Genomic DNA, 25,940 nt, shown 5'->3' on the forward strand with positions numbered 1-25,940 from the left:
GCCCGTGACGGCCCTCGGGGCCCGGATGTTGTCAGGACCTCGGCAATGGGTCCTGGCCGAGCATGCGCCGTCCGTTGTCGGCCGAGGTGCGCACCGCGTCGAATCCACATCCGGTCATCACGGATTCGTAGTCGGCGAGCGCGTCGATGATCGGCCGGCCATGGGCTGCCTTCCCCAGCGCGGCGGCGAGCAGGCCGGCGTCGCGCAGGGCGGTGTTCGCGCCGATCCCGCCTGCCGGGCTCATCGCGTGGACAGCGTCCCCGAGCAGCGTGATGCGGCTCGGGTGCCATGCGGGGACGGGCACGCTGGTGCGCAAGGTCAGGGGAAGACGCTTTCAGGAATCCAGTGTTCGATGATCCGGCGGACCTGCGGGTGCCACCCCTCGATCAGCTGGAGGGTTGCCCGCTGCAGTTCGGATCCGGTCATTGTCTGCAACTGGGCGTCGTCGTACGGGAGATGATCCCGGTGGGATCCGAAGGAGACCGTCATGTAGTCCGCGCTGTCGTCCAGGGCCGCCATCGGCGCGAGGCGGTCGGCTGCCCGTCTCGGCGGCTCGGGAAACTCGACCGGGGCGATTCCGACGAACTGCCTTTCCGGTCCGATGACCGGCGTGAACACGGCAAACATCTCCTCACGGAAGAGGGGCCTGGTCGTCTTCGTGAGGGGCACCTTCCCGTGCAGCTGCCGCAGGCCCGTGTCCACCACCCGTGCGTGCGGCAGATATTGACGGCGTACAGGTGAGTTGACCCCGTCCGCGGCGACGAGCACATCGCCGCTCGCCTCGGTCCCGTCGCCGAAGCAGGCCACGACCCGGCCGTCCGCCCCGGTGCGGTAGTGGGTGAACCTTTTGCCGAACCTGACGGCATCCTCCAGCCCCGTCAGCAATATCCGGCGCAGCGAGGGACACACAGGTCACACCTGGCGTTGGCGGTCCCGTACACGGAGGCCGCCGGCGAAGTGAGGTGTTCGGCGCTGCCCGGACTGACCCGTACCGGGCCGTGTCCTCGACCCGCACGCTTACAAACCCGGCGCCTTGATCTCCATGCCCACAGAGGTGCCAGGCATCCCGAACACGGCCACGTGAGCGGTGCGGCCCTTTGCCCGTCCCCGCTGGAGGGGACCCTCCCCGCAGAAGTGTGACACTTTCCGCAGGAGTGTCACACTTCTGCGGGTCACCTCTCTTGGGGCTGGGCGCCCCGCACGTCACTCGACGTCGAAGACTCCTCAAGCCGCAGCGAGCTCGCACCACACGAGCTTCCCCCGCCTGCCGTGCCGGGACAACGGCTGCCAGCCCCACTGATCGGTACAGACCCGGACCAACGCGAGACCGCGCCCGTCCTCCGCGTCACCGAGTTCCTCCAACGCCCTTGGTGGCTCCGGCGGTTCGGGATCGGCGTCCCAGGCCCCGAACCGCAGCACCCCCGCCGACCAGCCCACCCGCAGGGCGGCGGGCCCCTCCGCGTGCAGTACGGCGTTGGCCACCAACTCCGTCGCGAGAAGCTCGGAGGTGTCGGCCAGCCGGATCAGTCCGTGCACGGTGAGGATCAGCCGGAGGGTGCGGCGGCTGACGGTGACGGCACGCAGGTCGTTCGGGACGTAGAGGCAGTACTTCCCAGGGCACGGGCGGGGTTTTCGGGCATGCATCAACTCCGGTTCGGCGATGGGGGGTTGGAGAGCGCCGGCTGTGGCTCTGCCGCGGCCGTCATGGCAGGACGGGGCGGTGCGCTTCCGGGGTCCGGCATTTCCGCAGAGTGTGCGTCGCATCACCGACGGTAGATCTAAATATAGAGATAGGGCAAGCCGTTCGCGTAGTCTGACCCCCGAACGAGGAGCGCGCGCAGGCGTGTTGAACCGAGGAGTGGTCGAGAGCTTTGAGGCGCGAACCAACGGCCCGCCAGTTGCGTCTGGCCACTGAGCTACGCAGGCTCCGCGAAGCGGCAGGACTCAGCTCCCGTGAGGCGGCTGCTCTGCTCGGAGTGAGCCCGGCTCAGATCACACACATCGAGTCGGCTCTCGCGGGAGTGAGCGAGCAGCGGCTTCGGCGCCTTGCATCCCACTACGCCTGCACGGACGCGGAGTTCGTGGATGCTCTGGTCGCGATGGCGACCGACCGGACGCGAGGCTGGTGGGAGGAGTACCGAGGTCTGCTGCCCACATCGTTCCTGGACCTCGCAGAGTTGGAGCACCATGCCGTGTTCCTGCGCGACGTGGCGATCCTGTATGTACCGGGCCGATTGCAGACGGAGGACTACGCCCGCGCCGTCTTCGGATCCAGGCTGCCCGAACTCACCCATGAAGAGCTGGACTTGCGCGTCTCCCACCGCACGGCACGCCAGCAGATCGTCATCCCGCACGAGGTTGTCATTCACGAGGCGGCGCTGCGCATCAGGGTCGGCGACCGTGCCACAGCAAAGGCTCAGCTCCGTCGGCTGCTTGAGCTTTCCGAAGCGGATCACATCACCCTGCGTGTCGTCCCCTTCGACCTGGACGGCTTCGCCAAAGCCTCAAGCACGATGACGTATGCGGGCGGCCCGCTGCCGAAGCTGGACACCGTGGCCCGTGATGCGCCCCATGGCTCGGTCCTCATCGATTCCGAGGCTCAGCTCAACACCTACCGAACAAGCTTCCGTAGAGTGGAGGCCGCGTCACTCGAACCCGAACGGTCACGCGAATTCATCCACAAGCTGGCGAAAGAGCTGTGAGGCAACGTATGGACAACTGGCGGAAGTCGTCCTACTCCGGCGAAGGCGACGGCAACAGCTGCGTGGAGATTGCGAACACCCCCACCCAAGTAGCGGTCCGCGACACGAAAACCCCCTCCAGGGCCACCCTCACCTTCCCCACCCCCACCTTCACCACCTTCATGGAAGCCCTGAAACAGCACCCCCACCCCTGACCCCACCCCCCTGTCACACCCGCCCGGTACCGTCGACCCATGTCCAACCAGGCGGCAAAACCGGGGCCCCCCGCAGGCGAGCGCCACCTCGCCGTCCTCGAAGGCACCCTGGAACGCATCACCTACGCCAACGAGGAGAACGGCTACACGGTCGCCCGCGTCGACACCGGCCGAGGCGGCGGCGATCTCCTCACCGTCGTAGGCGCGCTGCTCGGCGCCCAGGCCGGTGAATCCCTGCGCATGGAGGGCCGTTGGGGCTCGCACCCCCAGTACGGCAAGCAGTTCACCGTGGAGAACTACACAACACTCCTCCCCGCCACGATCCAGGGCATCCGGCGCTACCTCGGCTCCGGCCTCGTCAAGGGCATCGGCCCCGTCTTCGCCGACCGCATCACCCAGCACTTCGGCCTGGACACCCTCCAGATCATCGAGGACGAACCCAAGCGCCTCATCGAGGTCCCCGGGCTCGGACCAAAACGCACCAAGAAGATCGCCGAGGCCTGGGAGGAGCAGAAGGCGATCAAGGAGGTCATGCTCTTCCTCCAGACCGTCGAGGTGTCGACGTCGATCGCGGTCCGCATCTACAAGAAGTACGGCGACGCCTCGATCTCGATAGTGAAGAACCAGCCGTACCGCCTCGCCTCCGACGTCTGGGGCATCGGTTTCCTCACCGCCGACAAGATCGCCCAGTCCGTAGGCATCCCGCACGACAGCCCGGAACGCGTCAAGGCAGGCCTCCAGTACGCCCTTTCGCAGGCCACCGACCAGGGCAACTGCTACCTCCCCGAAGAGCGGCTCATCGCCGACGCGGTGAAGCTCCTGCAAGTCGACACCGGCCTCGTCATCGAGTGCCTCGCCGAACTCGCCCTCCCGGACGAGGAGTCGGGCGACCCCGGGGTCGTACGCGAAAAAGTCCCCGGCCCCGACGGCGACTCGGAACCCGTCACCGCCGTCTACCTGGTCCCCTTCCACCGCGCCGAACTCTCCCTCGCCGCCCAGCTTCGCCGCCTGCTGCACACCACCGCGGACCGCATGCCCGGCTTCCACGACGTGGCCTGGGACAAGGCGCTGGGATGGCTGAAGGGGAAGACGGGCGTGGAGCTCGCGCCCGAGCAAGAGGCCGCCGTCAAGCTCGCGTTGACCAAGAAAGTCGCCGTCCTCACCGGCGGTCCCGGCTGCGGAAAGTCATTCACGGTCCGCTCGATCGTCGAGCTGGCCCGCGCCAAGAAGGCCAAGGTCGTCCTCGCCGCCCCCACCGGCCGCGCCGCCAAACGCCTCGCCGAACTCACCGGCGCCGAGGCCTCAACTGTCCACCGCCTGCTGGAACTCAAGCCCGGCGGCGACGCGGCGTACGACAAGGACCGCCCCCTGGACGCCGACCTGGTCGTGGTCGACGAGGCCTCCATGCTCGACCTCCTCTTGGCCAACAAGCTGGTGAAGGCGGTCCCCCCAGGAGCACACATCCTCTTCGTCGGAGACGTGGACCAGCTCCCCAGCGTCGGCGCCGGCGAGGTGCTGCGCGACCTGCTGGCCGACGGCGGTCCGATCCCCGCCGTACGCCTCACGCGCGTGTTCCGCCAGGCCCAGCAGTCCGGCGTGATCACCAACGCGCACCGGATCAACTCCGGGCAGCAGCCGGTCACCGACGGGATGAAGGACTTCTTCCTCTTCGTCGAGGACGACACGGAGGAGACCGGCCGGCTCACCGTGGACGTGGCGGCGCGGCGGATTCCGGCCAAGTTCGGGCTCGACCCGCGCCGGGACGTACAGGTCCTCGCGCCCATGCACCGGGGACCGGCGGGCGCGGGCAACCTCAACGGCCTGCTGCAACAGGCGATCACGCCCGGCCGCCCCGACGTCCCCGAGAAGCGGTTCGGCGGCCGGGTCTTCCGCGTCGGCGACAAGGTCACCCAGATCCGCAACAACTACGAGAAGGGCGAGAACGGCGTCTTCAACGGCACGGTGGGCGTCGTCACTTCACTCGACCCGGTGGACCAGCGCCTCACCGTGCTGACGGACGAGGACGAGGAAGTGCCGTACGAATTCGACGAACTCGACGAGCTGGCGCACGCGTACGCGGTGACCATCCACCGCTCCCAGGGCAGCGAGTACCCGGCCGTGGTGATCCCGGTCACCACGGGCGCGTGGATGATGCTTCAGCGGAACCTTTTGTATACGGCCGTCACCCGGGCCAAACAGCTGGTTGTGCTGGTCGGATCGCGCAAGGCGATCGGACAGGCCGTGCGCACGGTGTCGGCGGGACGACGCTGCACGGCACTGGACTTCAGACTGAGCATGAAAAATGATCGATCAAATGAGTCAGGAAGGTCACACAGCACTTCCTGATAGCGGGGTGGAGGGGGCAGGATGAGCAGGTTGGCGGCACTGAGTGCCGCCAATAGGCCCAATGGTCGACCCCGAGTGCACTCTCCTGCGCCAAATGGGGGATGGTAGAGACAGTCAGGGCAACCTCGAAGAAGAGGCACAACGTCGGTGAGGGATGACGTGAGCGACAACTCTGTAGTACTGCGGTACGGCGACGGCGAGTACACCTACCCGGTGATCGACAGCACCGTCGGCGACAAGGGCTTCGACATCGGGAAGCTCCGCGCCCAGACCGGTCTGGTGACGCTGGACAGCGGTTACGGGAACACCGCCGCCTATAAATCCGCCATCACCTACCTCGACGGTGAGCAGGGCATCCTCCGGTACCGCGGCTACCCGATCGAGCAGCTGGCCGAGCGCTCCACCTTCGTGGAGGTCGCCTACCTGCTCATCAACGGCGAGCTGCCGACCGTCGACGAGCTCACCGTGTTCAAGAACGACATCACGCAGCACACCCTGCTGCACGAGGACGTCAAGAACTTCTACAAGGGCTTCCCGCGCGACGCCCACCCGATGGCGATGCTGTCGTCGGTCGTCTCGGCGCTGTCCACCTTCTACCAGGACAGCCACAACCCGTTCGACGAGAAGCAGCGCAACCTCTCCACGATCCGGCTGCTCGCCAAGCTCCCGACGATCGCGGCGTACGCGTACAAGAAGTCGATCGGCCACCCGTTCGTCTACCCGCGCAACGACCTCGGCTACGTCGAGAACTTCCTGCGCATGACCTTCTCGGTCCCGGCGCAGGAGTACGACCTCGACCCGGTCGTCGTCTCCGCGCTCGACAAGCTGCTGATCCTGCACGCGGACCACGAGCAGAACTGCTCCACGTCCACGGTCCGCCTCGTCGGCTCCTCGCAGGCCAACATGTTCGCGTCGATCTCGGCCGGCATCAACGCGCTGTGGGGCCCGCTGCACGGCGGCGCCAACCAGTCGGTCCTGGAGATGCTGGAAGGCATCCAGGCGAACGGCGGCGATGTCGACTCCTTCATCCGCAAGGTGAAGAACAAGGAGGACGGCGTCCGCCTGATGGGCTTCGGCCACCGGGTGTACAAGTCCTTCGACCCGCGCGCGAAGATCATCAAGGCGGCGGCGCACGACGTCCTCTCGGCCCTCGGCAAGTCCGACGAGTTGCTGGACATCGCTCTGAAGCTCGAAGGGCACGCGCTGTCGGACGACTACTTCGTCTCGCGCAACCTCTACCCGAACGTCGACTTCTACACCGGCCTGATCTACCGGGCCATGGGCTTCCCGGCCGAGATGTTCACGGTCCTGTTCGCCCTGGGCCGCCTGCCGGGCTGGATCGCCCAGTGGCACGAGATGATCAAGGAGCCGGGTTCTCGTATCGGGCGCCCGCGCCAGATTTACACGGGTGTCGTCGAGCGGGACTTCATCCCGGTCGAGGGTCGCTGATCGCTCCGCTGGGTCCGCGTAGTTCGTTTACCGCGGGCCCGGCGGGGGCTGGTCGCGCAGTTCCCCGCGCCCCTAAAAGAAGGGGCGTTGCAGCACGGCAACAACTCCGGATCACGGCAATACGGCGCCCTTTCGACCCCCTCGCCTCAAGTCGGCGAGTGAGCCGAAGGGGCGCGCCTGTGTCGAGAGCCCCAGCGCGCGGAGGCGCGCAGCGCCGAGCACGGTGGGGCTCTCGACACAGGCTTTGGCGCCCCGGAGGCGAACCGAGCTCGAAAAAAAGAGGGGAGAAGGCGCCCTGCCGACGGTCCCCCCACGGGCCGGCGTACAGGGCGCCTTCCCATGTCCCGGTGCGGATTCCCCCCACGGGATCCGGCCGGGCGTCTTAGAGAACCAGCGCCTGAATCGCTGTACTGCGTACTGCCGAAGCTCGATGAAGCTGAGCCTCGTTGAGTAGAACGAGCAAAACTCCTCGTACTACTGGGTGGAGCCAGTGATGTGTGCGATCTGCCGGGACATCGCACGACGGGAGGGCCGCTCAAAGCTCCCCGGTGTACGTGTCCCGGCAACGCATCTCTGAGGAAGTCCCCCAAGACATCCTCAGATGCCAGTTCGCGCCCCCCAAGACGCTTGCTGACATCGTCAACTTAGACCTTCGAAGCCCTTCGATGGTTACGTTCACACCACTGTGATCTGCGTCTCTTGCATTTGTCCGTTAGATGCGCAAGAGCCCCGATGTCGTCGTCGGGACCCCAGCGTAAGGATGATGCGCGAGCCTTGTGAAGAGCTTATGTGAGGCCGTCGTCCGTCTCTAGGGGGACTCTTACTTCGAGTTCCCGTAACTCCCGGTAACTTTGCGGAACTTCAGCGAAATGTCCGAAGTCGCAGGCTGTTGGAGACCACGAACACCGACGAGAAGGCCATCGCGGCCCCCGCGATCATGGGATTCAGCATCCCCGCGGCGGCCAACGGCAGCGCCGCCACGTTGTATCCAAAAGCCCACACGAGATTGCCCTTGATGGTGCTGAGTGTCCGCCGGGACAGCCGGATCGCGTCCGCGGCCACCCGCAGGTCCCCGCGCACCAGCGTCAGGTCGCTCGCCTCGATCGCCGCGTCCGTCCCGGTGCCCATCGCGAGCCCGAGATCGGCGGTGGCGAGCGCGGCGGCGTCGTTCACGCCGTCCCCGACCATGGCGACGCTCCGCCCCTCGCCCTGAAGCCGTCGTACGACAGCGACCTTGTCCTCGGGCAGCACCTCGGCGATGACGTCCCCGGGGTCGATCCCGACGGCGGCGGCGACGGAATCGGCCACCGCGCGGTTGTCGCCGGTCAGCAGCACGGGGGTGAGTCCGAGGGCCCGCAGCTGCCGAACGGCCTCGGCGCTGGTCTCCTTGACCGCGTCGGCGACCGCGACGACTCCGCGCGCGGTTCCGTCCCAGCCGACCACCACGGCCGTACGTCCGCCGCTCTCGGCCTCGGACCTGGCGCGGGCCAACTCCTCCGGAAGGTCGTCGAAGAGGCGCCCCACGGCCACCTCACGGCCCTCCACGCGGCCGCGGACGCCGCGCCCTGGCACGTTCTCGAAGTTCTCGGCGGACGGCAGCGGTCCGACCCGCTCCTCCGCGCCCGCCGCGACGGCCCGCGCGACGGGGTGCTCGGAGGCGTGCTCCAGGGCGCCCGCGAGCCGCAGCAGCTCCCGCTCGTCGGTGCCGTCGGCGACGTAGACCTCCTGGAGGGTCATGCGGCCGGTGGTGATCGTGCCGGTCTTGTCGAGTACGACCGTGTCGACACGGCGGGTGGACTCCAGGACCTCGGGGCCCTTGATCAGGATGCCGAGCTGGGCGCCGCGGCCGGTGCCGACCATGAGGGCGGTCGGGGTGGCCAGGCCCAGCGCGCACGGGCAGGCGATGATCAGCACGGCGACGGCCGCGGTGAACGCGGCGGCCACATCGCCGGTGACCGCGAGCCACACCCCGAACGTGCCGACCGCGATCAACAGCACCACCGGCACGAAGATCCCGGAGATCCGGTCCGCGAGCCGCTGCACCTCGGCCTTGCCGTTCTGCGCGTCCTCCACCAGCCGCGCCATCCGCGCGAGTTGAGTGTCCGCCCCGACCCGGCTCGCTTCTACGACGAGTCGCCCGCCGGCGTTCACGGTCGCGCCGGTGACCCTGTCACCCGGTGCCACGTCCACCGGCACCGACTCGCCGGTCAGCATCGACGCGTCGACCGCCGAGGCGCCCTCGACGACGGTGCCGTCGGTCGCGATCTTCTCCCCGGGCCGTACGACGAAACGGTCGCCGACCGCCAACTCGGCCACGGGCAGCCGCACTTCACGACCGTCCCGCAGAACTGCCACGTCCTTGGCGCCCAGTTGCATGAGCGCGCGCAGGGCCGCGCCCGCACGGCGCTTCGAGCGGGCCTCCAGATAGCGGCCCAGCAGGATCAACGCGACGACTCCTGCGGCCACTTCGAGGTAGATCGTCGAGGCGCCGTCCGTGCGCGAGACGGTGAGGCGGAACTCGTCGTGCATGCCGGCCATGCCCGCGTCGCCCCAGAACAGCGCCCACAGCGACCAGCCGAACGCGGCGAGCGTGCCGACCGAGACGAGGGTGTCCATGGTGGCGGCGCCGTGCCGGACGTTGGTGAACGCGGCCCTGTGGAACGGGAGTCCGCCCCAGACGACGACGGGCGCGGCGAGGGTGAGCGCGAGCCACTGCCAGTTGTCGAACTGGAGGGCCGGGATCATCGAGAGCAGTACGACGGGCACGGCGAGGAGGGCGGAGACGGTCAACCGCTCGCGCAGGGAGGCCAGTTCGGGATCCGGGGCGTCCTCGGGAGCTTCCGTCTCCGGCTCCGGGGGCGCGGGTTCCGCGGCGGTGTACCCGGTCTTCACCACGGTCGCGATGAGGTCGGCGACCTGGATGCCCGCGGGGTAGCTGACCTTCGCCTTCTCGGTCGCGTAGTTGACCGTGGCGCTGACGCCGTCCATGCGGTTGAGCTTCTTCTCGACGCGGGCCGCGCAGGAGGCGCAGGTCATCCCGCCGATGAGCAGCTCGACCTCGGCGGCGGACTCGGGGGCCGCGGCTATGGGTGTCTCTGCGGTGGGTGTCGCTGTGGTGGTGCTGGTCATGTCCGGACTCCAGACATCGGACCGGACCGCACGGAGCCAGTATCAGCTGGTCGGCACGGCCCGGTCGAAAAACGGAAGTGTCGTGCGGGGGCGTTCCGCTGGGAGTGCTGCGATGTGCCGTCGGTCGTCTGCGGCGCCGTGGCTGGTCGCGCAGTTCCCCGCGCCCCCTTCGGGGCGCGGGTCATTCAGGCCTGGTCGACGAGCTCGAAGCCCGCCTCGTCGACCGCCGCGCGGACGGTCTCGTCGTCGAGCGGGGCGGCCGACACGACCGTGACCTCGCCGGTCGACGCGACGGCCTTCACCGAGGTGACGCCCGGCAGCCCGGAGATCTCGCCGGAGACGGAGCCCTCGCAGTGTCCGCAGCTCATCCCGCTCACCTTGTAGACGGTGGTGACGGAACCCTGGGTGTCGGTCTGGGCGGTCATGTCGTTCTCCTCGTGGAGGCGTGTGGAGGCAGATGGGGTCGGAGTGGCCCACGGTGGCTCACTCTGTGCTCCACACTATACCCCTAGGGGGTATTTCTCCAAGAGGGGTCGCGCCGGGCCAGCGACCGCACCCAGGCGATGCCGAGCAGGGCCACGAGCACCATCCCGCCCACCGAGAACATCGTGAACAGATGCTCCTGTCGGTCGGTCGGGGTCGGGATGTACCCCTGGGCGAAGAGCTGTCTGTCCAGGCCCGTGCCCGAGAGCCGGGCCACCAGCCAGATGGCGATGCCGTGCGTCGAATCCCACAGGGCGTGCAGCAAGGAGACGCCGACATACGTGCCGACGACCGGCGCGGTGAACCGGAAGCGCCCGTTCAACTGCCGGTACGTGAGCAGCACGCCACCCGCGATCGCCGTCCACAGGCCGTGCCCGAAGGGGGCGAGGACCCCGCGCAGGATCTCGGTCTCCAGGAGCGCGCGCAGATCGATGCCCTTCGCGGAGACGGCCGCGTTGAAGGCGTACCCGGCGCTCTCCAGGGCGGCGAACCCGAAGCCGACCGTCGCGCCGAGGATCAGCCCGGCACGCATCCCGTGCAGCCGGGGCTGCCGGCGCAGCACGAACATCAGCGCCCCCAGCTTCACGGCCTCCTCGATGAGACCGACGCCGACGAACATCCACAAGGAGGGGTGCAACAGGTAGTACTCCATCACCGAGGCGCCCAGCACCCCGAGCGTGCCGCCGGTCAGGAAGCAGCCCAGGATCACGCTGACGCCCAGGTCGCGCCCGTGCCGTTCGTACGCCCACAGGACGAAGGTCACCGGCACCAGGAAGCTGCCGAGCAGGATCAGCGTCGGCAGCAGGGTGGTGTTCTTCGTCGCGTACGTGACCAGCGCGGTCAGCACCCACAGCGCCAGCCCGCCGCCCAGGCAGTGCTTCCACAGGCCGGTGCGGATCTGGGGGTACGTCGGCGGCGGCTGCTGCGGCCCGGGGATACGGGCCCGGGGCGCACCGGGCGGCGGAGAGTAGGTCACGGCAAATCCCCTCGTACTCCTACAGGGCAGATTTACCGGCACTTTATGGTAGATAGGCCTCATGTCGCAGTCCGGGACGCTCGTTCTGATCATGGCCATCGCGGTACTGGCCCCCCTGCTGGCCTACGGAATCAGCCGCCTGCTCCCGGTCCCGCTGGTCATCTTCGAGATCGTCCTCGGCATCCTGGTCGGTCCCGACGTACTCGGCTGGGCGGGCGACGGAGAAGTGATCGACACCCTGTCCGACCTCGGTCTGACGATGCTGATCTTCCTCGCCGGGTACGAGATCGAGTTCGACAAGATCCGCGGGGACACCCTCAAACGGTCGGTACGCGCGTGGCTGATCTCCCTGGCCTTCGGCCTGGCCCTGGCGACCCTCCTCTCCGGCTGGTCCAAGGGCGTCTACGTCGGCACGGCCCTCACCAGCACCGCCCTGGGCACGGTCCTGCCGGTGCTGCGCGACGCGGGGGACCTGCACTCGCGCTTCGGCTCCGTGATGCTGGCGGTCGGCGCGGTGGGGGAGTTCGGCCCGATCATCGCGATGGCGCTGCTGCTGAGCGGGCGGGCGCCGGGCCGTTCCACAGCACTCCTGGCCGCGTTCGCACTGCTCACCGCCGCGGCCGTGTGGTGGGCGCTACGTCCCCGCCCGCCATGGTTCTCCCGGGTCATCGCCAAGACCCTGCACAGCAGCGGCCAGTTCGCCGTACGGCTGGTGGTGCTCCTCCTGGCGGTCATGCTGGGCATCTCCGGGGCCCTCGGCCTCGACACCCTCCTCGGCGCCTTCGCCGCCGGCCTGATCACCCGCCTGGTGCTGCACGGCGCGGCCCCGGAGAGCGCGGGTTCGGTCCTGGAGAAGGTGGAGGGGATGGGCTTCGGCTTCCTGGTGCCGGTGTTCTTCGTGGTCACCGGCATCGAGTTCGACCTGGACGCCCTGCTCTCCGGGGGCCACGCCCTGCTGCTGCTCCCGGTGTTCCTGGCCCTCTTCCTGCTCGTCCGCGGCCTTCCGGTCTACGTCCTCGCCCCGCGCGATCTCGTACGACGGGACCGGCGTGCCCTCACCCTGTTCGCGTCCACCGCACTGCCACTGGTCGTCGCGATCACCACCATCGGGGTCGACGACAAGGTGTTGAAGTCGGCGGACGCGGCGGCGCTGGTCGGGGCGGCGATGGTGTCGGTGCTGGTGTTCCCGCTGCTCGCGCTGCGGTTGCGGGGCGAGCGGGTGAGGGCGGAGGGGGCCGTCAGGGAGTCCGGGGCCGAGTCGTGGTGAGGTCTCCCGGGGCCCGGTTCTCGGCCTGGATCTCGGTCCGGTCCTCGGACCGGTTCTCGGCGACAACCGGCGCCAGATAGCGGATCAGGACCTTCTTCAGCTCCTGGATGTAGGCCTCGCGCTCGGCGCCCTCGTGCGAGAGGACCAGTTCGAGGCCGGCCTTGTAGAGGCCCAGGCACATGCGGGCGGTGCGGGTGACGTCGGCGGCGGGGGCGTCGGGCAGGTACACCGCGATCACCGCCTCTATCCCGGCGTGCAGGTTCGCGTGCAGCGCGTCGTGGTCCTCGGCGAGCCGGCCGGGGAGGTCCGGGCCGTGCATCAGGGCGAAGAACACCGGGTGCCGGCAGTTGAACGCGGTGAATCGGTCGACCACCGCGCCGACCGCCTCCTCCAGCGGGGTCGACGGGTCGACCGGGGCGAGCGCCTCGCCGTACATGTCCCGCATCTCGTGCAGCAGCCGGTCGCCCAGCTCGATCGCGATCGCTTCCTTGTTCGGGAAGAACTGGTAGAGCGTGCCGGGTGAGACGCCGGCCTCGCGGGCGATGGCGTTGGTGCTGGACGCGGTGTAGCCCGTCGTGCAGAAGACGGAGGCGGCGGCCTCCAGCAGCTGGGCGATGCGGCGCTCGCCGCGGGCCTGGCGGCGGGGGCCTGTCTTCTCCTGGTCCACGGGCACGAGTTATCCCCAGCTCTCCGAACGACGTTGACAAACACGAGCGGTCGCTCGCATTCTGGTGTTCCGGTGAAACGCGAGCGGTGTCTCGTGTTTCCCATTCTATTGCAGGGCCGACCCATGCCACCGCTCTGCGCGGTGGCCGGGTCAAGGTGAAGGGGAGCACCGCACGATGACCGAAGTCAACAGCCCACCGCGGCTCGGGGGATGGACGCGTTTCGTGACCGCCCGCCCCCGGTTGTCGCTGCTCGTCGCCCTGGTGCTCACCGCGCTCGCCGTGGTCGCCGGCAGCGGAGTCGCCGACCGGCTGGGCAGCGGCGGCTGGGAGGACCCGAACGCCCGGTCGACGTACGCGACCAAGGCGCTGGAGCGCGAGTTCCCGGCCTCGCAGCCCAACCTCCTGCTCCTCGTCGACTCCGGCAGCGCCTCGGTGGACGACCCGGCGGTCGCCGCAGAGGCCGACCGCCTCACGGCCCGCCTGGCGAGCGAGCGAGGCATCACCGGTGTCGGCTCCTACTGGCAGACCAAATCCCCGTCCCTGCGCGCGAAGGACGGTCACGAGGCGCTGATCGCCGCCCACCTCACGGGCGACGAGAAGGCGACGAACGACACCCTGGACCGCATCGCACCCACCCTCCGGGGCACGCACGGCCCGGTGCACGTCAAGGTCGGCGGCATCGTCGCCGTCCGCCACGAGATGCAGACGATCATCAAGGAAGACCTGGCACGCGCCGAGATGATCGCCCTGCCGGTGACCCTGCTCCTGCTGGTGATGGTCTTCGGCTCCGCGATCGCGGCCCTGCTGCCCCTGGGCATCGGCATCGTCGCGATCCTCGGGACCAACGCGGTGCTGCGCGGTCTCACGGAGTTCACCGACGTCTCGGTCTTCGCGATGAATCTCACCACGGCCCTGGGCCTCGGACTGGCCATCGACTATGCCCTGTTCATCGTCCGCCGCTTCCGCGAGGAACTGGCCACCGGCGCCGACCCGCTGCCGGCCATCGCCACCACCCTGCGCACGGCCGGCCGCACGGTGCTCTTCTCCGCCCTCACGGTCGCGGTCTCCCTGGCCGCGATGCTCGTCTTCCCGATGTACTTCCTGCGCTCCTTCGCCTACGCGGGCATCGCCGTGGTCCTCCTGGCAGCGGCAGCCGCCCTGATCCTCCTCCCGGCGGCCCTGCTGCTGCTCGGCCACCGGGTCAACTCCCTCGATCTACGGCGCCTGTTCCGGCGAGGCCGCCCGGCGAAGGTCTCCGGCGAGGAGGGCACAGGCTGGGCGCGCACAGCGAGCCTGGTGATGCGCAGGGCCCCCTTCTTCGCCCTCGCCACCACAGCCGTCCTGGTCCTCCTCGGACTGCCCTTCCTGGGGGTCAAGTTCGGCACGGCGGACGACCGCCAACTGCCCTCGGGCGCCGAGTCGCACGTCGTGCAGCAGCACATCCGCGACGGCTTCCCGGGCAACCCCGGCGGCGGCCTCGAAGTGCTCGCCGAGGGCCGGGCGACACCGGCGCAGTACAGCGCGTACAAGTCCCGGATCGCCCAACTCCCCGAGGTGGCACGGGTGGACGGCCCCCTGGTGAAGGGCGACTCGGCGTACTTCACGGTGCTGCCCAAGGGCGAGGCCGTCGACGACCCGGCCCAACGCCTGGTCGGCGACCTGCGCGCCACGGACGCCCCCTTCACCACCGAGGTGACCGGCACGGCGGCCGTCCTGGTCGACTCCAAGCACGCGATAGCCACCCGCCTGCCCTGGGCCGCCGCCCTCATCACCGTCGTCACCCTGCTCCTGGTCTTCCTCCTGACCGGCAGCGTCCTGATCCCGATCCAGGCGGTCCTGCTCAACGCGCTCAGCCTCACGGCGATGTTCGGTGCAGTGGTCTGGGTCTTCCAGGACGGCCACCTCTCCGGCCTCCTCGGCTTCACCAGCACCGGCTCCATAGAGACCACCCTCCCGGTCCTGATGTTCTGCGTGGCCTTCGGACTCTCCATGGACTACGGCGTGTTCCTGCTCTCCCGCATCAAGGAGGAGTACGACCGCACGGGCGACCACAACGAGGCGGTCCGCCACGGCCTCCAGCGCACAGGCGGCCTGATAACCGCCGCCGCCGTCATCCTCGCGGTGGTGATGATCGCGATCGGCACCTCCCGGGTCACCAACACCAAGATGCTGGGCCTGGGCATCGCGCTCGCGGTACTGATGGACGCGATGATCGTCCGAAGCCTCCTGGTCCCGGCGGTGATGAAGCTGACGGGACGGGCGACTTGGTGGGCGCCGGGTCCGTTGCGACGCTTTCACGACCGGTTCGGTCTAAGAGAGGCTGAGGATGAGCGCCCCGAAAGGGGCGCGGGGAACTGCGCGACCAGCCACGACGATCCCGCAGACAAAAACGGCGATGGGAGCCCAAGTGAAAGCGGTGGTGTTCGAGCAATACGGTGACCCCGCCGAGGTACGAGACGTACCAGACCCTCACCCCTCCGACCACGGAGTAATCGTCCGGGTCGAAGCCACCGGCCTCTGCCGAAGCGACTGGCACGGCTGGCAGGGCCACGACCCCGACATCACATTGCCCCACGTACCGGGCCACGAACTCGCCGGTGTCGTAGAGGTGTTGGGCCCCCGGGTAACGGGCTGGCACCCCGGCGACCGAGTCACCGTCCCGTTCGTGTGCGCCTGCGGAACCTGCCCCGCCTGCGCCGCAGGCGACCAACAGGTGTGCGAGCGCCAGACCCAGCCCGGCTTCACCCACTGGGGCTCCTTCGCCCAGTACGTCGCCCTGGACCACGCCGACGTGAACCTGGTCGCGATGCCGGACGAGATGACCTTCGCGACGGCGGCCTCCCTGGGCTGCCGGTTCGCGACGGCGTTCCGCGCGGTGGTGCAGCGGGGCCGGGTCGCGCCGGGGGAGTGGGTCGCGGTGCACGGCTGCGGGGGAGTCGGCCTGTCGGCGGTGATGATCGCGGCGGCCGCGGGCGCCAGGGTCATCGCGGTCGACATCTCACCCCAAGCACTCGCGCTGGCAAGGAAGTTCGGGGCGACGGAGTGCGTGGACGGCACGAGCACCCCGGACACGGCACAGGCGGTACGCGAACTGACAGGCGGCGGCGCCCACTTGTCCCTGGACGCTCTGGGCTCCCCGGCGACCTGCGCCGCCTCGGTGAACGGCCTGCGCCGACGGGGCCGCCACATCCAGGTCGGCCTCCTCCCCTCCCCGTCCGGCACGACCCCGGTTCCCATGGCCCGCGCCATCGCCCTGGAACTCGAACTCCTCGGCAGCCACGGCATGGCGGCCCACACCTACCCGCCCATGCTGGAACTGGTCCGCGCGGGAGCACTCCGCCCCGACCTCCTGGCCACCGCCACGATCACCCTGGACGAGACCCCGGCGGCGCTCGCCGCGATGGGTACGGCACCGGGAGCGGGGGTGACGATCATCGAGCCGTGGAGTTGAACGCGGCCTCGGGGTACCCGCGATGCACGCTCCACTCGCGATCCAGCACGCCCATGAGCACCTCGTCGACCCACTCCCCGTCCCGCGACTGGGCCTCGCGTCGCACGCCTTCGACCACGAACCCGACCTTCTCGTACACCCGCCGGGCCCGGTGATTGTTGCCGTAGACCTCCAACTGGACTCGATGCAGGCCCAGTTGCTCGAATCCGTACCCGAGGATCAGGCGGATCGCCTCCGTGCCGATGCCCCGGCCGCGGCCACGGGGGCCGATGAGGGTGCGGAAGGCGCAGCTGCGGGCGGCGGGATCCCACTCGAACAGGACGACCTCGCCGAGGAGTTCGCCGGTGGCGGGGTCGGTGACGGCGAGGTCGAGGCGGTCGGACTGGGTGGCCCGGGCGCCGTAGACGGAACGCAGTCGCTCCAAGGTGAGTTCGGTCGACGGCTCGAAGGTGAAGCGGACGACCTCCGGGTCCTGGATCAACTGCCACATCGGATCGGCGTCCGACGCGGTGAAGGGGCGGAGGACGGTCTTCTGGCCGGTGAGGACGGGTTTGGCGGAGAGGTTCATCCGGGGATCCTCGGCCGCGGCCGGTCGTGCCGGCAACCGGATTGCCCGCCCGCGGACGCGGTACCGGGCGCCCGGTACCGCGTCCGCGCACCCGCTCGACTCAGTCGTCTCTGCGACCCCGGTTGCCCGGCCGGGAGGCGACCCAGGCGCGGACCGTGTCGGCGTACCAGTAGGGCTTGCCGCTCTCCACGTGGTCGGGCGGGGGCAGCAGGCCGTGCTTGCGGTAGGAGCGGACGGTGTCGGGCTGGACGCGGATGTGGGCCGCGATTTCCTTGTACGACCAGAGCCGTCGGTCGGTCATGAGTGCACCTCCCTGCGCGCGCCGCGGCGGCGGCCGGGGGCGGCCGTCGGGGGAGCCGTGCGCTGCGCTGGCGATCACAAGCCTGTGCCGGGTGAACGACGCAGAGTGAGGGACGGGAAGCGCCTGTCGACCGGGTGTGACGCAAAACCCGCGTACACGCGATATGTGTGACACGAGGGGGGCTTTTGTGACACAGGTGAAGCAAAGGCGCACGCGGGCGCAAGGGCGCGGCGCGTTGACTGGAGCGCCCCGATAGGGGCGCGGGGCTGTATCGATGTGCGGCTCCGCCGCGTGGGCGCGCTCAGCCACAACGCACCCGCACCCGACGAACAACCTGTCCCGGCCCTCACAGTGCAAGCCCTTACCCCCAACCCGCCCCCATCTCGTCCGAATGTCTGGACAAAACATTGACAGGGCTCGGGGCGCGGGACTACAAACCGTGGAGAGCCGAAACGAAGCCGCTCCGCATTTGGTCCTCAGGGGGTCCGGACGCGCGGGCGCGAAGGGAAGTCGATGGCGTACGACCTGATCACCATGGGGCGGCTAGGGGTGGACCTCTATCCGTTGCAGACGGGCGTGCCGCTGCCCCAGGTGACGACCTTCGGGAAGTTCCTCGGCGGCTCGGCGGCGAACGTCGCGGTCGCCGCCGCCCGGCTGGGCCGCGAGGTCGCCCTGGTCTCGCGCACCGGCGACGACCCCTTCGGCACCTACCTGCACGAGGCGCTGCGCGACTTCGGCGTCGACGACCGCTGGGTCACGCCCGTCGCGGAGTACCCGACCCCGGTCACCTTCTGCGAGATCTTCCCGCCGGACGACTTCCCGCTGTACTTCTACCGGCAGCCCAAGGCCCCGGACCTGGAGATCGACGCCCACGGCCTCGACCTGGACGCGATCCACGAGGCCCGCATCTTCTGGATCACCGGCACCGGCCTGAGCGAGGAGCCCAGCCGTACGGCCACGCTCGCGGCCCTCGCGCATCGCGCCAAGTCCGGTACGACGGTCTTCGACCTCGACTGGCGCCCGATGTTCTGGAAGGACCCGAGCGCGGCCCGCCCCTTCTACGAAGAGGCCCTCCGCCACACCACCGTCGCCGTCGGCAACCTCGACGAGGTGGAGGTCGCCACCGGCGTACGCGAACCGCACGCCGCAGCCCGCGCGCTCCTGGACGCCGGTGTCGAACTCGCCGTGGTCAAGCAGGGCCCCAAGGGCGTCCTGGCCGTGCACCGCGACGGTACGACCGCCGAGGTGCCCCCGCTGCCCGTGACCGTCCTCAACGGACTCGGCGCCGGTGACGCCTTCGGCGGCTCCCTGTGCCACGGCCTGCTGTCCGGCTGGGACCTGGAGAAGATCATGCGGCACGCCAACGCGGCCGGCGCGATCGTCGCCTCCCGCCTGGAGTGCTCCTCCGCGATGCCCACCGTCGCCGAGGTCGAGGGCGCGATCGCCGCCGGAGCGGTCCTGTGAGGGCCGGCCGCGTGGCGGGCGCCGAGCACGGGGGCGAGTACGAGGGCCAGTACGAGGGCGGGGACGGCGTGGCGCACGCGCACGGTGACCAGGACGCCGGGGACGACGTCTCCGGCCACGAAGTCACTAACGGCACGGGTACCGGCATCCGCACCGGCCCCCGCGTCGACATCTCCGAGCTCGTCCGCGTCCGCTCCCGCCACCCCGAGGCGATCGCCGAGGCCGCCGCCCGGCGCGTCCGGCGCCCCCTCCTCAACGACGCCGGCCGGCTGATGATCGTCGCCGCCGACCACCCGGCCCGCGGCGCGCTCGGCGTCGGCGAGCACAAGTTCGCCATGGCCAACCGCGCCGAACTCCTCGAACGCCTCTGCCTGGCGCTCTCCCGCCCCGGCGTCGACGGCGTCCTCGCGACCGCCGACATCCTGGACGACCTGCTTCTCCTCGGCGCCCTCGACGGCAAGGTCGTCATGGGCTCGATGAACCGCGGCGGCCTCCAGGGCGCCAGCTTCGAACTCGACGACCGCTTCACCGGCCACCGCGCCCAGGACATCGAGCGCCTCAACTTCGACGCGGGCAAACTGCTCCTGCGCATCGACTACGACGACCCGGGCTCCCTCACCACCCTGGAGTCCACCGCCCGCGCCATCGACGACATGGCCGCGCGCCAACTCCCGCTGTTCGTCGAGCCGTTCATCAGCCGCCGCACCGACGAGGGCAAGCTGAAGAACGACCTCTCCGCCGATGCCGTCATCAAGTCCATCGCCATCTCCTCGGGCCTGGGCGGCACTTCGGCCTACACCTGGCTCAAGCTCCCCGTCACCGAGAACCCGGACGACATGGCCCGGGTCATGGAGACCTCCACCCTCCCCGCCGTGCTGCTGGGCGGCGAGGTCGGCGACGACCAGGACGGCGCCTACGAGAAGTGGCGCGGCGCCCTCCAACTCCCCACCGTGCGCGGCCTCGTGGTCGGCCGCTCGCTGCTCTACCCGCCGGACGGAGACGTCTCCGCCGCCGTGGACACCGCCGTAGGACTGCTGTGAGGGCCGCCTTATGACGACCGCCGAGCCGTACGTTCCCGAGCTGTACGTCCCCAAGGGCTCCGCCGGCAACGCGCAGTACGCCGTGGACATCGACCCGAAGCGGGCCGGCTGGACCCACAGCAGTCTGCGGGTCGTCGAGCTGGAGCCGGGCGGGACACACCACTTCACCACCGGGGACAGCGAGTGGATCGTGCTTCCGCTCAGCGGTGGATGTACCGTGCGAATTGCGGACGAAGAGTTCCAACTCCTGGGCAGGGAAAGCGTGTTCGCCGGAGTCACCGACTTCGCGTACGTGCCCCGTGACGCCCAGGCCAAGATCGCCTCCGGCGCGGGAGGCCGCTTCGCCCTGGCAGGAGCGAAGTGCGAGCGACGACTCCCCGCTCGCTACGGCCCCGCGCCGGAGGTTCCGGTGGAACGACGCGGCGACGGCACCTGCCTTCGCCGCGTCCGCAACTTCGCCTCGGCCGACGCCTTCGCCTGCGACAAGTTGATCGCCGTCGAGGTCATCACCCCCGGTGGCAACTGGTCCTCGTACCCGCCCCACAAGCACGACGAACAACGGCCGGGCGAGGAAGCCGAGTTGGAGGAGATCTACTACTTCGAGATCGACGGCCCGAACGGTTTCGGCTATCAGCGCGTATTCCCCTCCCGTGAGGGCGGATCCGACGTCCTCGCGGAGGTCCGCTCCGGCGACGCCGTGCTCGTGCCCGATGGCTGGCACGGTCCGTCGATCGCCCAGCCGGGTCACGACATGTACTACCTGAACGTCATGGCGGGGCCGGGTGGAACGAGGGAGTGGCGGATCTGCTTCCACCCGGACCACGTTGAAAGCACAGGTGGTTACCGATGACCTCGACGACGAGGCTGACGGTCGCACAGGCACTCGTACGGTTCCTGTCCGTCCAGTTCACCGAACGCGACGGCGTACGGCGGCGGTTGATCGACGCGACCTGGGGCATCTTCGGCCACGGCAACGTGGCCGGCCTCGGCCAGGCACTCATCGAGTACAGCGACGAGATGCCGTACCACCAGGGCCGCAACGAACAGTCCATGGTCCACGCGGCGGTCGGCTACGCGCGTCAGTCGAATCGCCTGGCGGCACACGCCGTTACGACGTCCATCGGCCCCGGCGCCACCAACCTCGTCACCGGCGCCGCACTCGCCACCATCAACCACCTCCCGGTCCTGCTCCTCCCCGGCGACACCTTCGCCGGCCGCCCCGCCGACCCGGTGCTCCAGCAGCTCGAAGTCCCGTACGCGGGCGACGTGTCGGTCAACGACTGCCTGCGCCCGGTGTCGAAGTACTTCGACCGCGTCACCCGCCCGGAAGCGCTCATCCCCGCCGCCCTGAACGCCATGCGCGTGCTCGCCGACCCCGTGGAGACCGGAGCCGTGACTCTCGCTCTCCCGCAGGACGTTCAGGCCGAGGCGTACGACTGGCCGGACGAGTTCTTCGCCGAACGCACCTGGTACGTAAGGCGACCGCCCGCCGACCCGGCCGAACTGGCCGAAGCGGTAAGGGCAGTTCGCGCGGCCGAGCGCCCCCTGATCATCGCGGGTGGCGGAGTCCACCACAGCCGCGCGGAGGCGGCCCTCGCGGAGTTCGCGTCGGCCACCGGCATCCCGGTCGCCTCCACCCAGGCCGGCAAGGGCTCCCTGAACCACGACCACCCCCAGGACGTCGGCGGCATCGGCCACACCGGCACCGCGACCGCCGACGAACTCGCCCGCCTGGCCGACCTGGTGATCGGCATCGGCACCCGCTACACCGACTTCACCACCGGCTCCCACACCCTCTTCGAACGCCCCGGCGTCCGCTTCCTCAACCTCAACATCGGTGCCTACGACGGCCACAAGCTCGCCGGGCAGCCGCTGATCGCGGACGCGCGCGACGGACTCACCGCGCTGGCAGGGGAGTTGGGCCCGGACCCCTACCGGGTCACCGCGTCCTACATCGCCGAGTACCGCGAGGACAAGGAGCGTTGGGAGCAACGCGTCGACGCCTGCTACGAGGCGGAGGAACCCGACGTACGCCCCACACAGCCCCAAGTCCTGGGCGCACTGGACGAGATCGTCGACGCGTCGGACATCATCGTCAACGCGGCGGGATCGCTCCCCGGCGATCTGCACAAGCTGTGGCGGACGCGGTCGTTCGACCAGTACCACCTGGAGTACGGCTACTCCTGCATGGGCTACGAGATCCCGGCCGCGATCGGCGTGAAGCTGGCCGCGCCGGACCGGCCGGTGTGGGCGCTGGTCGGCGACGGCACGTATCTGATGATGCCGACGGAGATCGTGACCGCCGTACAAGAAGGCATCGCGATCAAGGTCCTGCTGATACAGAACCACGGGTACGCCTCCATAGGCGGCCTGTCGGAGTCGGTGGGCGGCGAGCGCTTCGGCACGGCCTACCGTCACCAGGCGGACGACGGCACCTACACCGGCGCCCCGCTGCCCGTCGACCTCGCCGCCAACGCGGCCAGCCTCGGCATGCGTGTGCTGCGCGCGAAGACCGTCAGCGACCTGCGCGAGGCACTCGCCGTGGCGCGGGCCGCCGACACTCCCACATGTGTCTACGTGGAGACCGAAACCGCAGACACAGTGTCGGGCGCGCCCCCGGCGCAGGCCTGGTGGGATGTACCTGTGGCCGCGACCGCGACCCGATCGTCCGCGGTCAAGGCACGTGAGCTGTACGAACGGCACGTCTCCACCCGACGCCGCCATCTGTGAAGGAGCATCTGGGCATGACGAAGATCGTCAACCACTGGATCGGCGGCAAGTCCGTCGAAGGCGCGTCGGGCACGTACGGGCCGGTCACCGACCCGGCGACCGGCGCGGTGACCACCAAGGTCGCCTTCGCGACCGTCGACGAGGTCGACGCGGCCGTAGCAGCGGCGAAGGACGCGTACGCGACCTGGGGCACCTCGTCCCTCGCCAAGCGCACCACGATCCTGTTCAAGTTCCGCGCGCTGCTGGACGCCAACCGGGACGCGATCGCCGAGCTGATCACCGCCGAGCACGGCAAGGTGCACAGCGACGCGCTGGGCGAGGTCGCGCGCGGCCTGGAGATCGTCGACCTGGCGTGCGGGATCACCGTGCAGCTGAAGGGCGAACTGTCGACCGAGGTCGCGAGCCGCGTAGACGTCTCCTCGATCCGCCAGCCGCTGGGCGTGGTCGCGGGCATCACGCCGTTCAACTTCCCGGCCATGGTGCCGATGTGGATGTTCCCGATCGCCATCGCGACCGGCAACACCTTCGTCCTCAAGCCATCCGAGAAGGACCCGTCGGCGTCCCTGAAGATCGCTGAACTGCTGGCCGAGGCAGGCCTCCCGGATGGCGTCTTCAACGTCATCAACGGCGACAAGGTGGCGGTGGACCGCCTCCTTGACCACCCGGACGTCAAGGCGGTGTCCTTCGTCGGTTCAACGCCCATCGCCCGCTACATCCACACCACGGCCGCCGCGAACCACAAGCGGGTCCAGGCCCTGGGCGGCGCCAAGAACCACATGCTGGTCCTCCCGGACGCCGACCTCGACGCGGCGGCGGACGCGGCCGTGAGCGCGGCGTACGGCTCGGCGGGCGAGCGCTGCATGGCCATCTCGGCCGTCGTGGCGGTCGGTTCGATCGGCGACGAGCTGGTGGAGAAGATCCGCGAGCGCGCCGAGAAGATCAAGATCGGCCCCGGCAACGACCCCACGAGCGAGATGGGCCCGCTGATCACCGCGGTCCACCGCGACAAGGTGGCGTCCTACGTCACCGGCGCGGCGGCCGAGGGCGCGGAGGTCGTCCTCGACGGCACCGGCTACACGGTCGAGGGCTTCGAGGACGGCCACTGGATCGGCATCTCCCTCCTCGACAAGGTGCCGACGACGGCGAAGGCGTACCAGGACGAGATCTTCGGCCCGGTCCTCTGCGTCCTGCGCGTCGACACGTACGACGAGGGCGTGGCGCTGATCAACGCCTCCCCCTTCGGCAACGGCACCGCGATCTTCACCCGCGACGGCGGCGCCGCCCGCCGCTTCCAGCTGGAGATCGAGGCCGGCATGGTCGGCGTCAACGTCCCGATCCCGGTCCCGGTGGGCTACCACTCGTTCGGCGGCTGGAAGGACTCCCTCTTCGGGGACCACCACATCTACGGCAACGACGGCACGCACTTCTACACCCGCGGCAAGGTCGTCACGACCCGCTGGCCGGACCCGGCCGACGGCCCGTCGGGCGTGGACCTGGGCTTCCCGCGCAACCACTGAGAATCGCCAAGCTCGACACATGGGGCCGTCCGGATCGCGGACGGCCCCTTTTTTTCGCCTACGACGGCTGCGGTTCCCGTAGCGCTCGCATGCGGGACCGGTACTGCCTCCGGGTGCCGAATACGGCACTCCATCCGGACTGGATCAACGGATTCCGTAGGTGAACACCCATTGACGTGATGGTTTCCGTCAATGTTCCATCAGCGCGTGACCGACACCCTCCCCACCGCCGAAGCCACCGGAGCAGCCGTAGCCGAGGCGCCGGACACCTCCGGGCGTCCGCAACAGCTGAAGCGCTCCATCGGCATCGTCGGCGGCACGCTCCTCACGCTCTCCTGCGTGACACCGGCGTCGACGCTCTTCGTGGTCGTCCCCGACCTGTTCGGCTCGCTCGGCACTGCGACCGCCCTCACGATCGCGATCGGCTCGGTCCTCTGCATCGCCGTGGCGTTCTGCTACTCGGAACTGGGCACCCTCATCCCCAGCGCGGGCGGCGAGTACGCGATGGTGTCAACCCTGGCGGGCAGGCTCGCGGGCTGGCTGGTCTTCGTCCTTTCCCTCCTGGTCGTGATGATCGTCCCGCCGGTGATAGCGATGGGCACGGCGGACTACCTGGCCCCGATAGCCCACCTGAACCCGTCCATGACCGGCGCCGGAGTGATGCTCCTGGCAACGCTGGCAGGCCTGTTGGACCTGCGGGCCAACGCGTGGATCACGGGCATCTTCCTGGTCCTGGAGGTCATAGCGGCAGGAGTCGTAGCCTTGCTCGGCTTCACGCACAGCCAACGAGGCCTCGGCAGCCTGACCTCGATGCAGGTAGCCGGGACAGGCGGCCACACGGACACGGTGACGGCGATGCTGGTGGTCTCGGGCCTGGCGATAGCCCTGTTCGTCACGCAAGGCTTCTCGACGGCGGTCTACCTCTCCGAAGAACTGGAGAACCCGCGCCGCAACGTAGCCCGCACGGTCCTGGCCACCCTCGCGATCTCGACGGTGATCATCCTGGTCCCGGTGGTCGCGATCACGATGGGCGCGAACGACCTCTCAACCCTGACCGGCGGCGACATCGGATCGATGGTGACAGCCTGGTCCAACTCCGCGGTCGGCACCTTCGTCAGCCTCTGCGTAGCCCTCGCGATCATCAACGCCGGCATCGTCATGGTCATCCAGAACTCCCGAGTCCTCTTCGCCTCGGCCCGGGACAAGGCCTGGCCCCACCCGGTCAACACGGTCTTCTCGAAACTGGGCCGCTTCGGATCCCCTTGGGTGGCCACGCTCGCCGTAGGCATCCCCGGAGCGGTCCTCTGCTTCGTCAACCTCGACACCCTGTACGGCGTGACAGGCGTCTCGGTGACCGGCATGTACCTCCTGGTCGCGGTAGCCGCCCTGCTCTCCCGCCGCGGACAACACAGGCACACGCACGCGTGGCGCATGCCGCTATGGCCCGGAATGCCGATCCTCTTGATCGCAGTCCTGGCCTACATCCTCACCCAGCAGGAGACGACCTACTTGCTCTGGACGGGCGGCATAGTGACGCTGGCCACTCTCTACTGGGCGTTCTATCTCCGCCCGCGCAGGGAGACCCGCTGGCTGATCTCAATCCCGGAGAACTAGAGGGGGTCTTTTAGGGGCGCGGGGAACTGCGCGCTCAGCCA

General features: G+C 69.2%; 22 protein-coding genes. 13 read left to right on the forward strand and 9 right to left on the reverse strand.

What is annotated here, in order from left to right; all coding sequences use genetic code 11:
* Window positions 1–31 precede the first annotated feature (31 nt).
* The 3 genes from OG194_RS30250 to OG194_RS30260 all read right to left on the reverse strand — a co-directional run bounded on the left by OG194_RS30250 (window position 32) and on the right by OG194_RS30260 (window position 1,764).
* Entirely contained in the window at window positions 32–304 is a 273-nt protein-coding gene (locus tag OG194_RS30250; protein ID WP_327403947.1) for an FAD-dependent monooxygenase, read from the reverse strand.
* Window positions 305–318: 14 nt separating this feature from the next.
* Window positions 319–909: a hypothetical protein gene (locus OG194_RS30255; RefSeq protein ID WP_327403948.1), complete on the reverse strand. Its 591-nt coding sequence runs from the start codon at window positions 907–909 to the stop codon at window positions 319–321.
* 315 nt (window positions 910–1,224) lie between these two features.
* Entirely contained in the window at window positions 1,225–1,764 is a 540-nt protein-coding gene (locus OG194_RS30260) for an ATP-binding protein (RefSeq protein ID WP_442811648.1), read from the reverse strand.
* Window positions 1,765–1,871: 107 nt separating this feature from the next.
* Here OG194_RS30260 and OG194_RS30265 point away from each other — a divergent pair, with 107 nt between their 5' ends.
* The 4 genes from OG194_RS30265 to OG194_RS30280 all read left to right on the forward strand — a co-directional run bounded on the left by OG194_RS30265 (window position 1,872) and on the right by OG194_RS30280 (window position 6,691).
* Window positions 1,872–2,702: a helix-turn-helix domain-containing protein gene (locus tag OG194_RS30265; protein WP_327403949.1), complete on the forward strand. Its 831-nt coding sequence runs from the start codon at window positions 1,872–1,874 to the stop codon at window positions 2,700–2,702.
* Window positions 2,703–2,710: 8 nt separating this feature from the next.
* Window positions 2,711–2,896: a DUF397 domain-containing protein gene (locus OG194_RS30270; protein WP_327403950.1), complete on the forward strand. Its 186-nt coding sequence runs from the start codon at window positions 2,711–2,713 to the stop codon at window positions 2,894–2,896.
* Between the two features lie 39 nt (window positions 2,897–2,935).
* A complete protein-coding gene (gene recD2 / locus OG194_RS30275; RefSeq protein ID WP_327403951.1) occupies window positions 2,936–5,242 on the forward strand; it encodes an SF1B family DNA helicase RecD2 in 2,307 nt (768 codons plus the stop codon).
* A 159-nt stretch (window positions 5,243–5,401) separates the two neighbouring features.
* Window positions 5,402–6,691, forward strand: coding sequence for a citrate synthase (locus tag OG194_RS30280; protein WP_327403952.1), 1,290 nt, complete (start codon window positions 5,402–5,404; stop codon window positions 6,689–6,691).
* A gap of 861 nt (window positions 6,692–7,552) precedes the next feature.
* On the opposite strand, the gene OG194_RS30285 is transcribed toward OG194_RS30280, so the two are convergent.
* From OG194_RS30285 to OG194_RS30295, 3 genes are all read right to left on the reverse strand, one after another.
* The gene (locus tag OG194_RS30285) at window positions 7,553–9,820 is read right to left on the reverse strand and encodes a heavy metal translocating P-type ATPase (protein WP_327403953.1); all 2,268 of its coding nucleotides are present in this window, start codon (window positions 9,818–9,820) and stop codon (window positions 7,553–7,555) included.
* Window positions 9,821–10,005: 185 nt separating this feature from the next.
* Window positions 10,006–10,245: a heavy-metal-associated domain-containing protein gene (locus OG194_RS30290; protein ID WP_327403954.1), complete on the reverse strand. Its 240-nt coding sequence runs from the start codon at window positions 10,243–10,245 to the stop codon at window positions 10,006–10,008.
* Window positions 10,246–10,328: 83 nt separating this feature from the next.
* Entirely contained in the window at window positions 10,329–11,279 is a 951-nt protein-coding gene (locus OG194_RS30295) for a PrsW family intramembrane metalloprotease (RefSeq protein ID WP_327403955.1), read from the reverse strand.
* A gap of 61 nt (window positions 11,280–11,340) precedes the next feature.
* Here OG194_RS30295 and OG194_RS30300 point away from each other — a divergent pair, with 61 nt between their 5' ends.
* On the forward strand, window positions 11,341–12,546 hold the full coding sequence (locus OG194_RS30300; protein ID WP_327403956.1) for a cation:proton antiporter: 1,206 nt from the start codon (window positions 11,341–11,343) through the stop codon (window positions 12,544–12,546).
* On the opposite strand, the gene OG194_RS30305 is transcribed toward OG194_RS30300, so the two are convergent.
* Window positions 12,518–13,219: a TetR/AcrR family transcriptional regulator gene (locus OG194_RS30305; protein WP_327403957.1), complete on the reverse strand. Its 702-nt coding sequence runs from the start codon at window positions 13,217–13,219 to the stop codon at window positions 12,518–12,520. The genes OG194_RS30300 and OG194_RS30305 overlap by 29 nt on opposite strands.
* Window positions 13,220–13,388: 169 nt before the next feature.
* Here OG194_RS30305 and OG194_RS30310 point away from each other — a divergent pair, with 169 nt between their 5' ends.
* Together OG194_RS30310 and OG194_RS30315 are read left to right on the forward strand one after the other, a co-directional pair.
* Window positions 13,389–15,653, forward strand: coding sequence for an MMPL family transporter (locus OG194_RS30310; RefSeq protein ID WP_327403958.1), 2,265 nt, complete (start codon window positions 13,389–13,391; stop codon window positions 15,651–15,653).
* On the forward strand, window positions 15,622–16,665 hold the full coding sequence (locus OG194_RS30315; RefSeq protein WP_327407254.1) for a zinc-dependent alcohol dehydrogenase family protein: 1,044 nt from the start codon (window positions 15,622–15,624) through the stop codon (window positions 16,663–16,665). The genes OG194_RS30310 and OG194_RS30315 overlap by 32 nt, the downstream gene beginning before the upstream one ends.
* On the opposite strand, the gene OG194_RS30320 is transcribed toward OG194_RS30315, so the two are convergent.
* Complete coding sequence (locus tag OG194_RS30320) at window positions 16,646–17,233, reverse strand: GNAT family N-acetyltransferase (protein ID WP_327403959.1); 588 nt, start codon at window positions 17,231–17,233, stop codon at window positions 16,646–16,648. The two genes, OG194_RS30315 and OG194_RS30320, sit on opposite strands and share 20 nt — an antisense overlap.
* 100 nt (window positions 17,234–17,333) lie before the next feature.
* Window positions 17,334–17,534 (reverse strand): helix-turn-helix transcriptional regulator, encoded by a 201-nt coding sequence (locus OG194_RS30325; protein ID WP_019065707.1) that lies wholly within the window; start codon window positions 17,532–17,534, stop codon window positions 17,334–17,336.
* 513 nt (window positions 17,535–18,047) lie between these two features.
* Here OG194_RS30325 and iolC point away from each other — a divergent pair.
* The 6 genes from iolC to OG194_RS30355 all read left to right on the forward strand — a co-directional run bounded on the left by iolC (window position 18,048) and on the right by OG194_RS30355 (window position 25,899).
* Window positions 18,048–18,998: a 5-dehydro-2-deoxygluconokinase gene (iolC, locus tag OG194_RS30330; protein WP_327403960.1), complete on the forward strand. Its 951-nt coding sequence runs from the start codon at window positions 18,048–18,050 to the stop codon at window positions 18,996–18,998.
* Window positions 18,999–19,168: 170 nt separating this feature from the next.
* Complete coding sequence (locus OG194_RS30335) at window positions 19,169–20,038, forward strand: Cgl0159 family (beta/alpha)8-fold protein (protein WP_442811810.1); 870 nt, start codon at window positions 19,169–19,171, stop codon at window positions 20,036–20,038.
* Between the two features lie 10 nt (window positions 20,039–20,048).
* A complete protein-coding gene (gene iolB, locus OG194_RS30340; protein ID WP_327403962.1) occupies window positions 20,049–20,888 on the forward strand; it encodes a 5-deoxy-glucuronate isomerase in 840 nt (279 codons plus the stop codon).
* On the forward strand, window positions 20,885–22,768 hold the full coding sequence (gene iolD, locus OG194_RS30345) for a 3D-(3,5/4)-trihydroxycyclohexane-1,2-dione acylhydrolase (decyclizing) (RefSeq protein ID WP_327403963.1): 1,884 nt from the start codon (window positions 20,885–20,887) through the stop codon (window positions 22,766–22,768). Before iolB ends, iolD begins: the two co-directional genes overlap by 4 nt.
* Window positions 22,769–22,782: 14 nt before the next feature.
* The gene (gene mmsA / locus OG194_RS30350; RefSeq protein ID WP_327403964.1) at window positions 22,783–24,285 is read left to right on the forward strand and encodes a CoA-acylating methylmalonate-semialdehyde dehydrogenase; all 1,503 of its coding nucleotides are present in this window, start codon (window positions 22,783–22,785) and stop codon (window positions 24,283–24,285) included.
* Window positions 24,286–24,492: 207 nt separating this feature from the next.
* The gene (locus OG194_RS30355) at window positions 24,493–25,899 is read left to right on the forward strand and encodes an APC family permease (protein WP_327403965.1); all 1,407 of its coding nucleotides are present in this window, start codon (window positions 24,493–24,495) and stop codon (window positions 25,897–25,899) included.
* Window positions 25,900–25,940: the final 41 nt, after the last annotated feature.

The organism is Streptomyces sp. NBC_01288, from assembly GCF_035982055.1.
Taxonomy (GTDB): Bacteria; Actinomycetota; Actinomycetes; order Streptomycetales; family Streptomycetaceae; genus Streptomyces.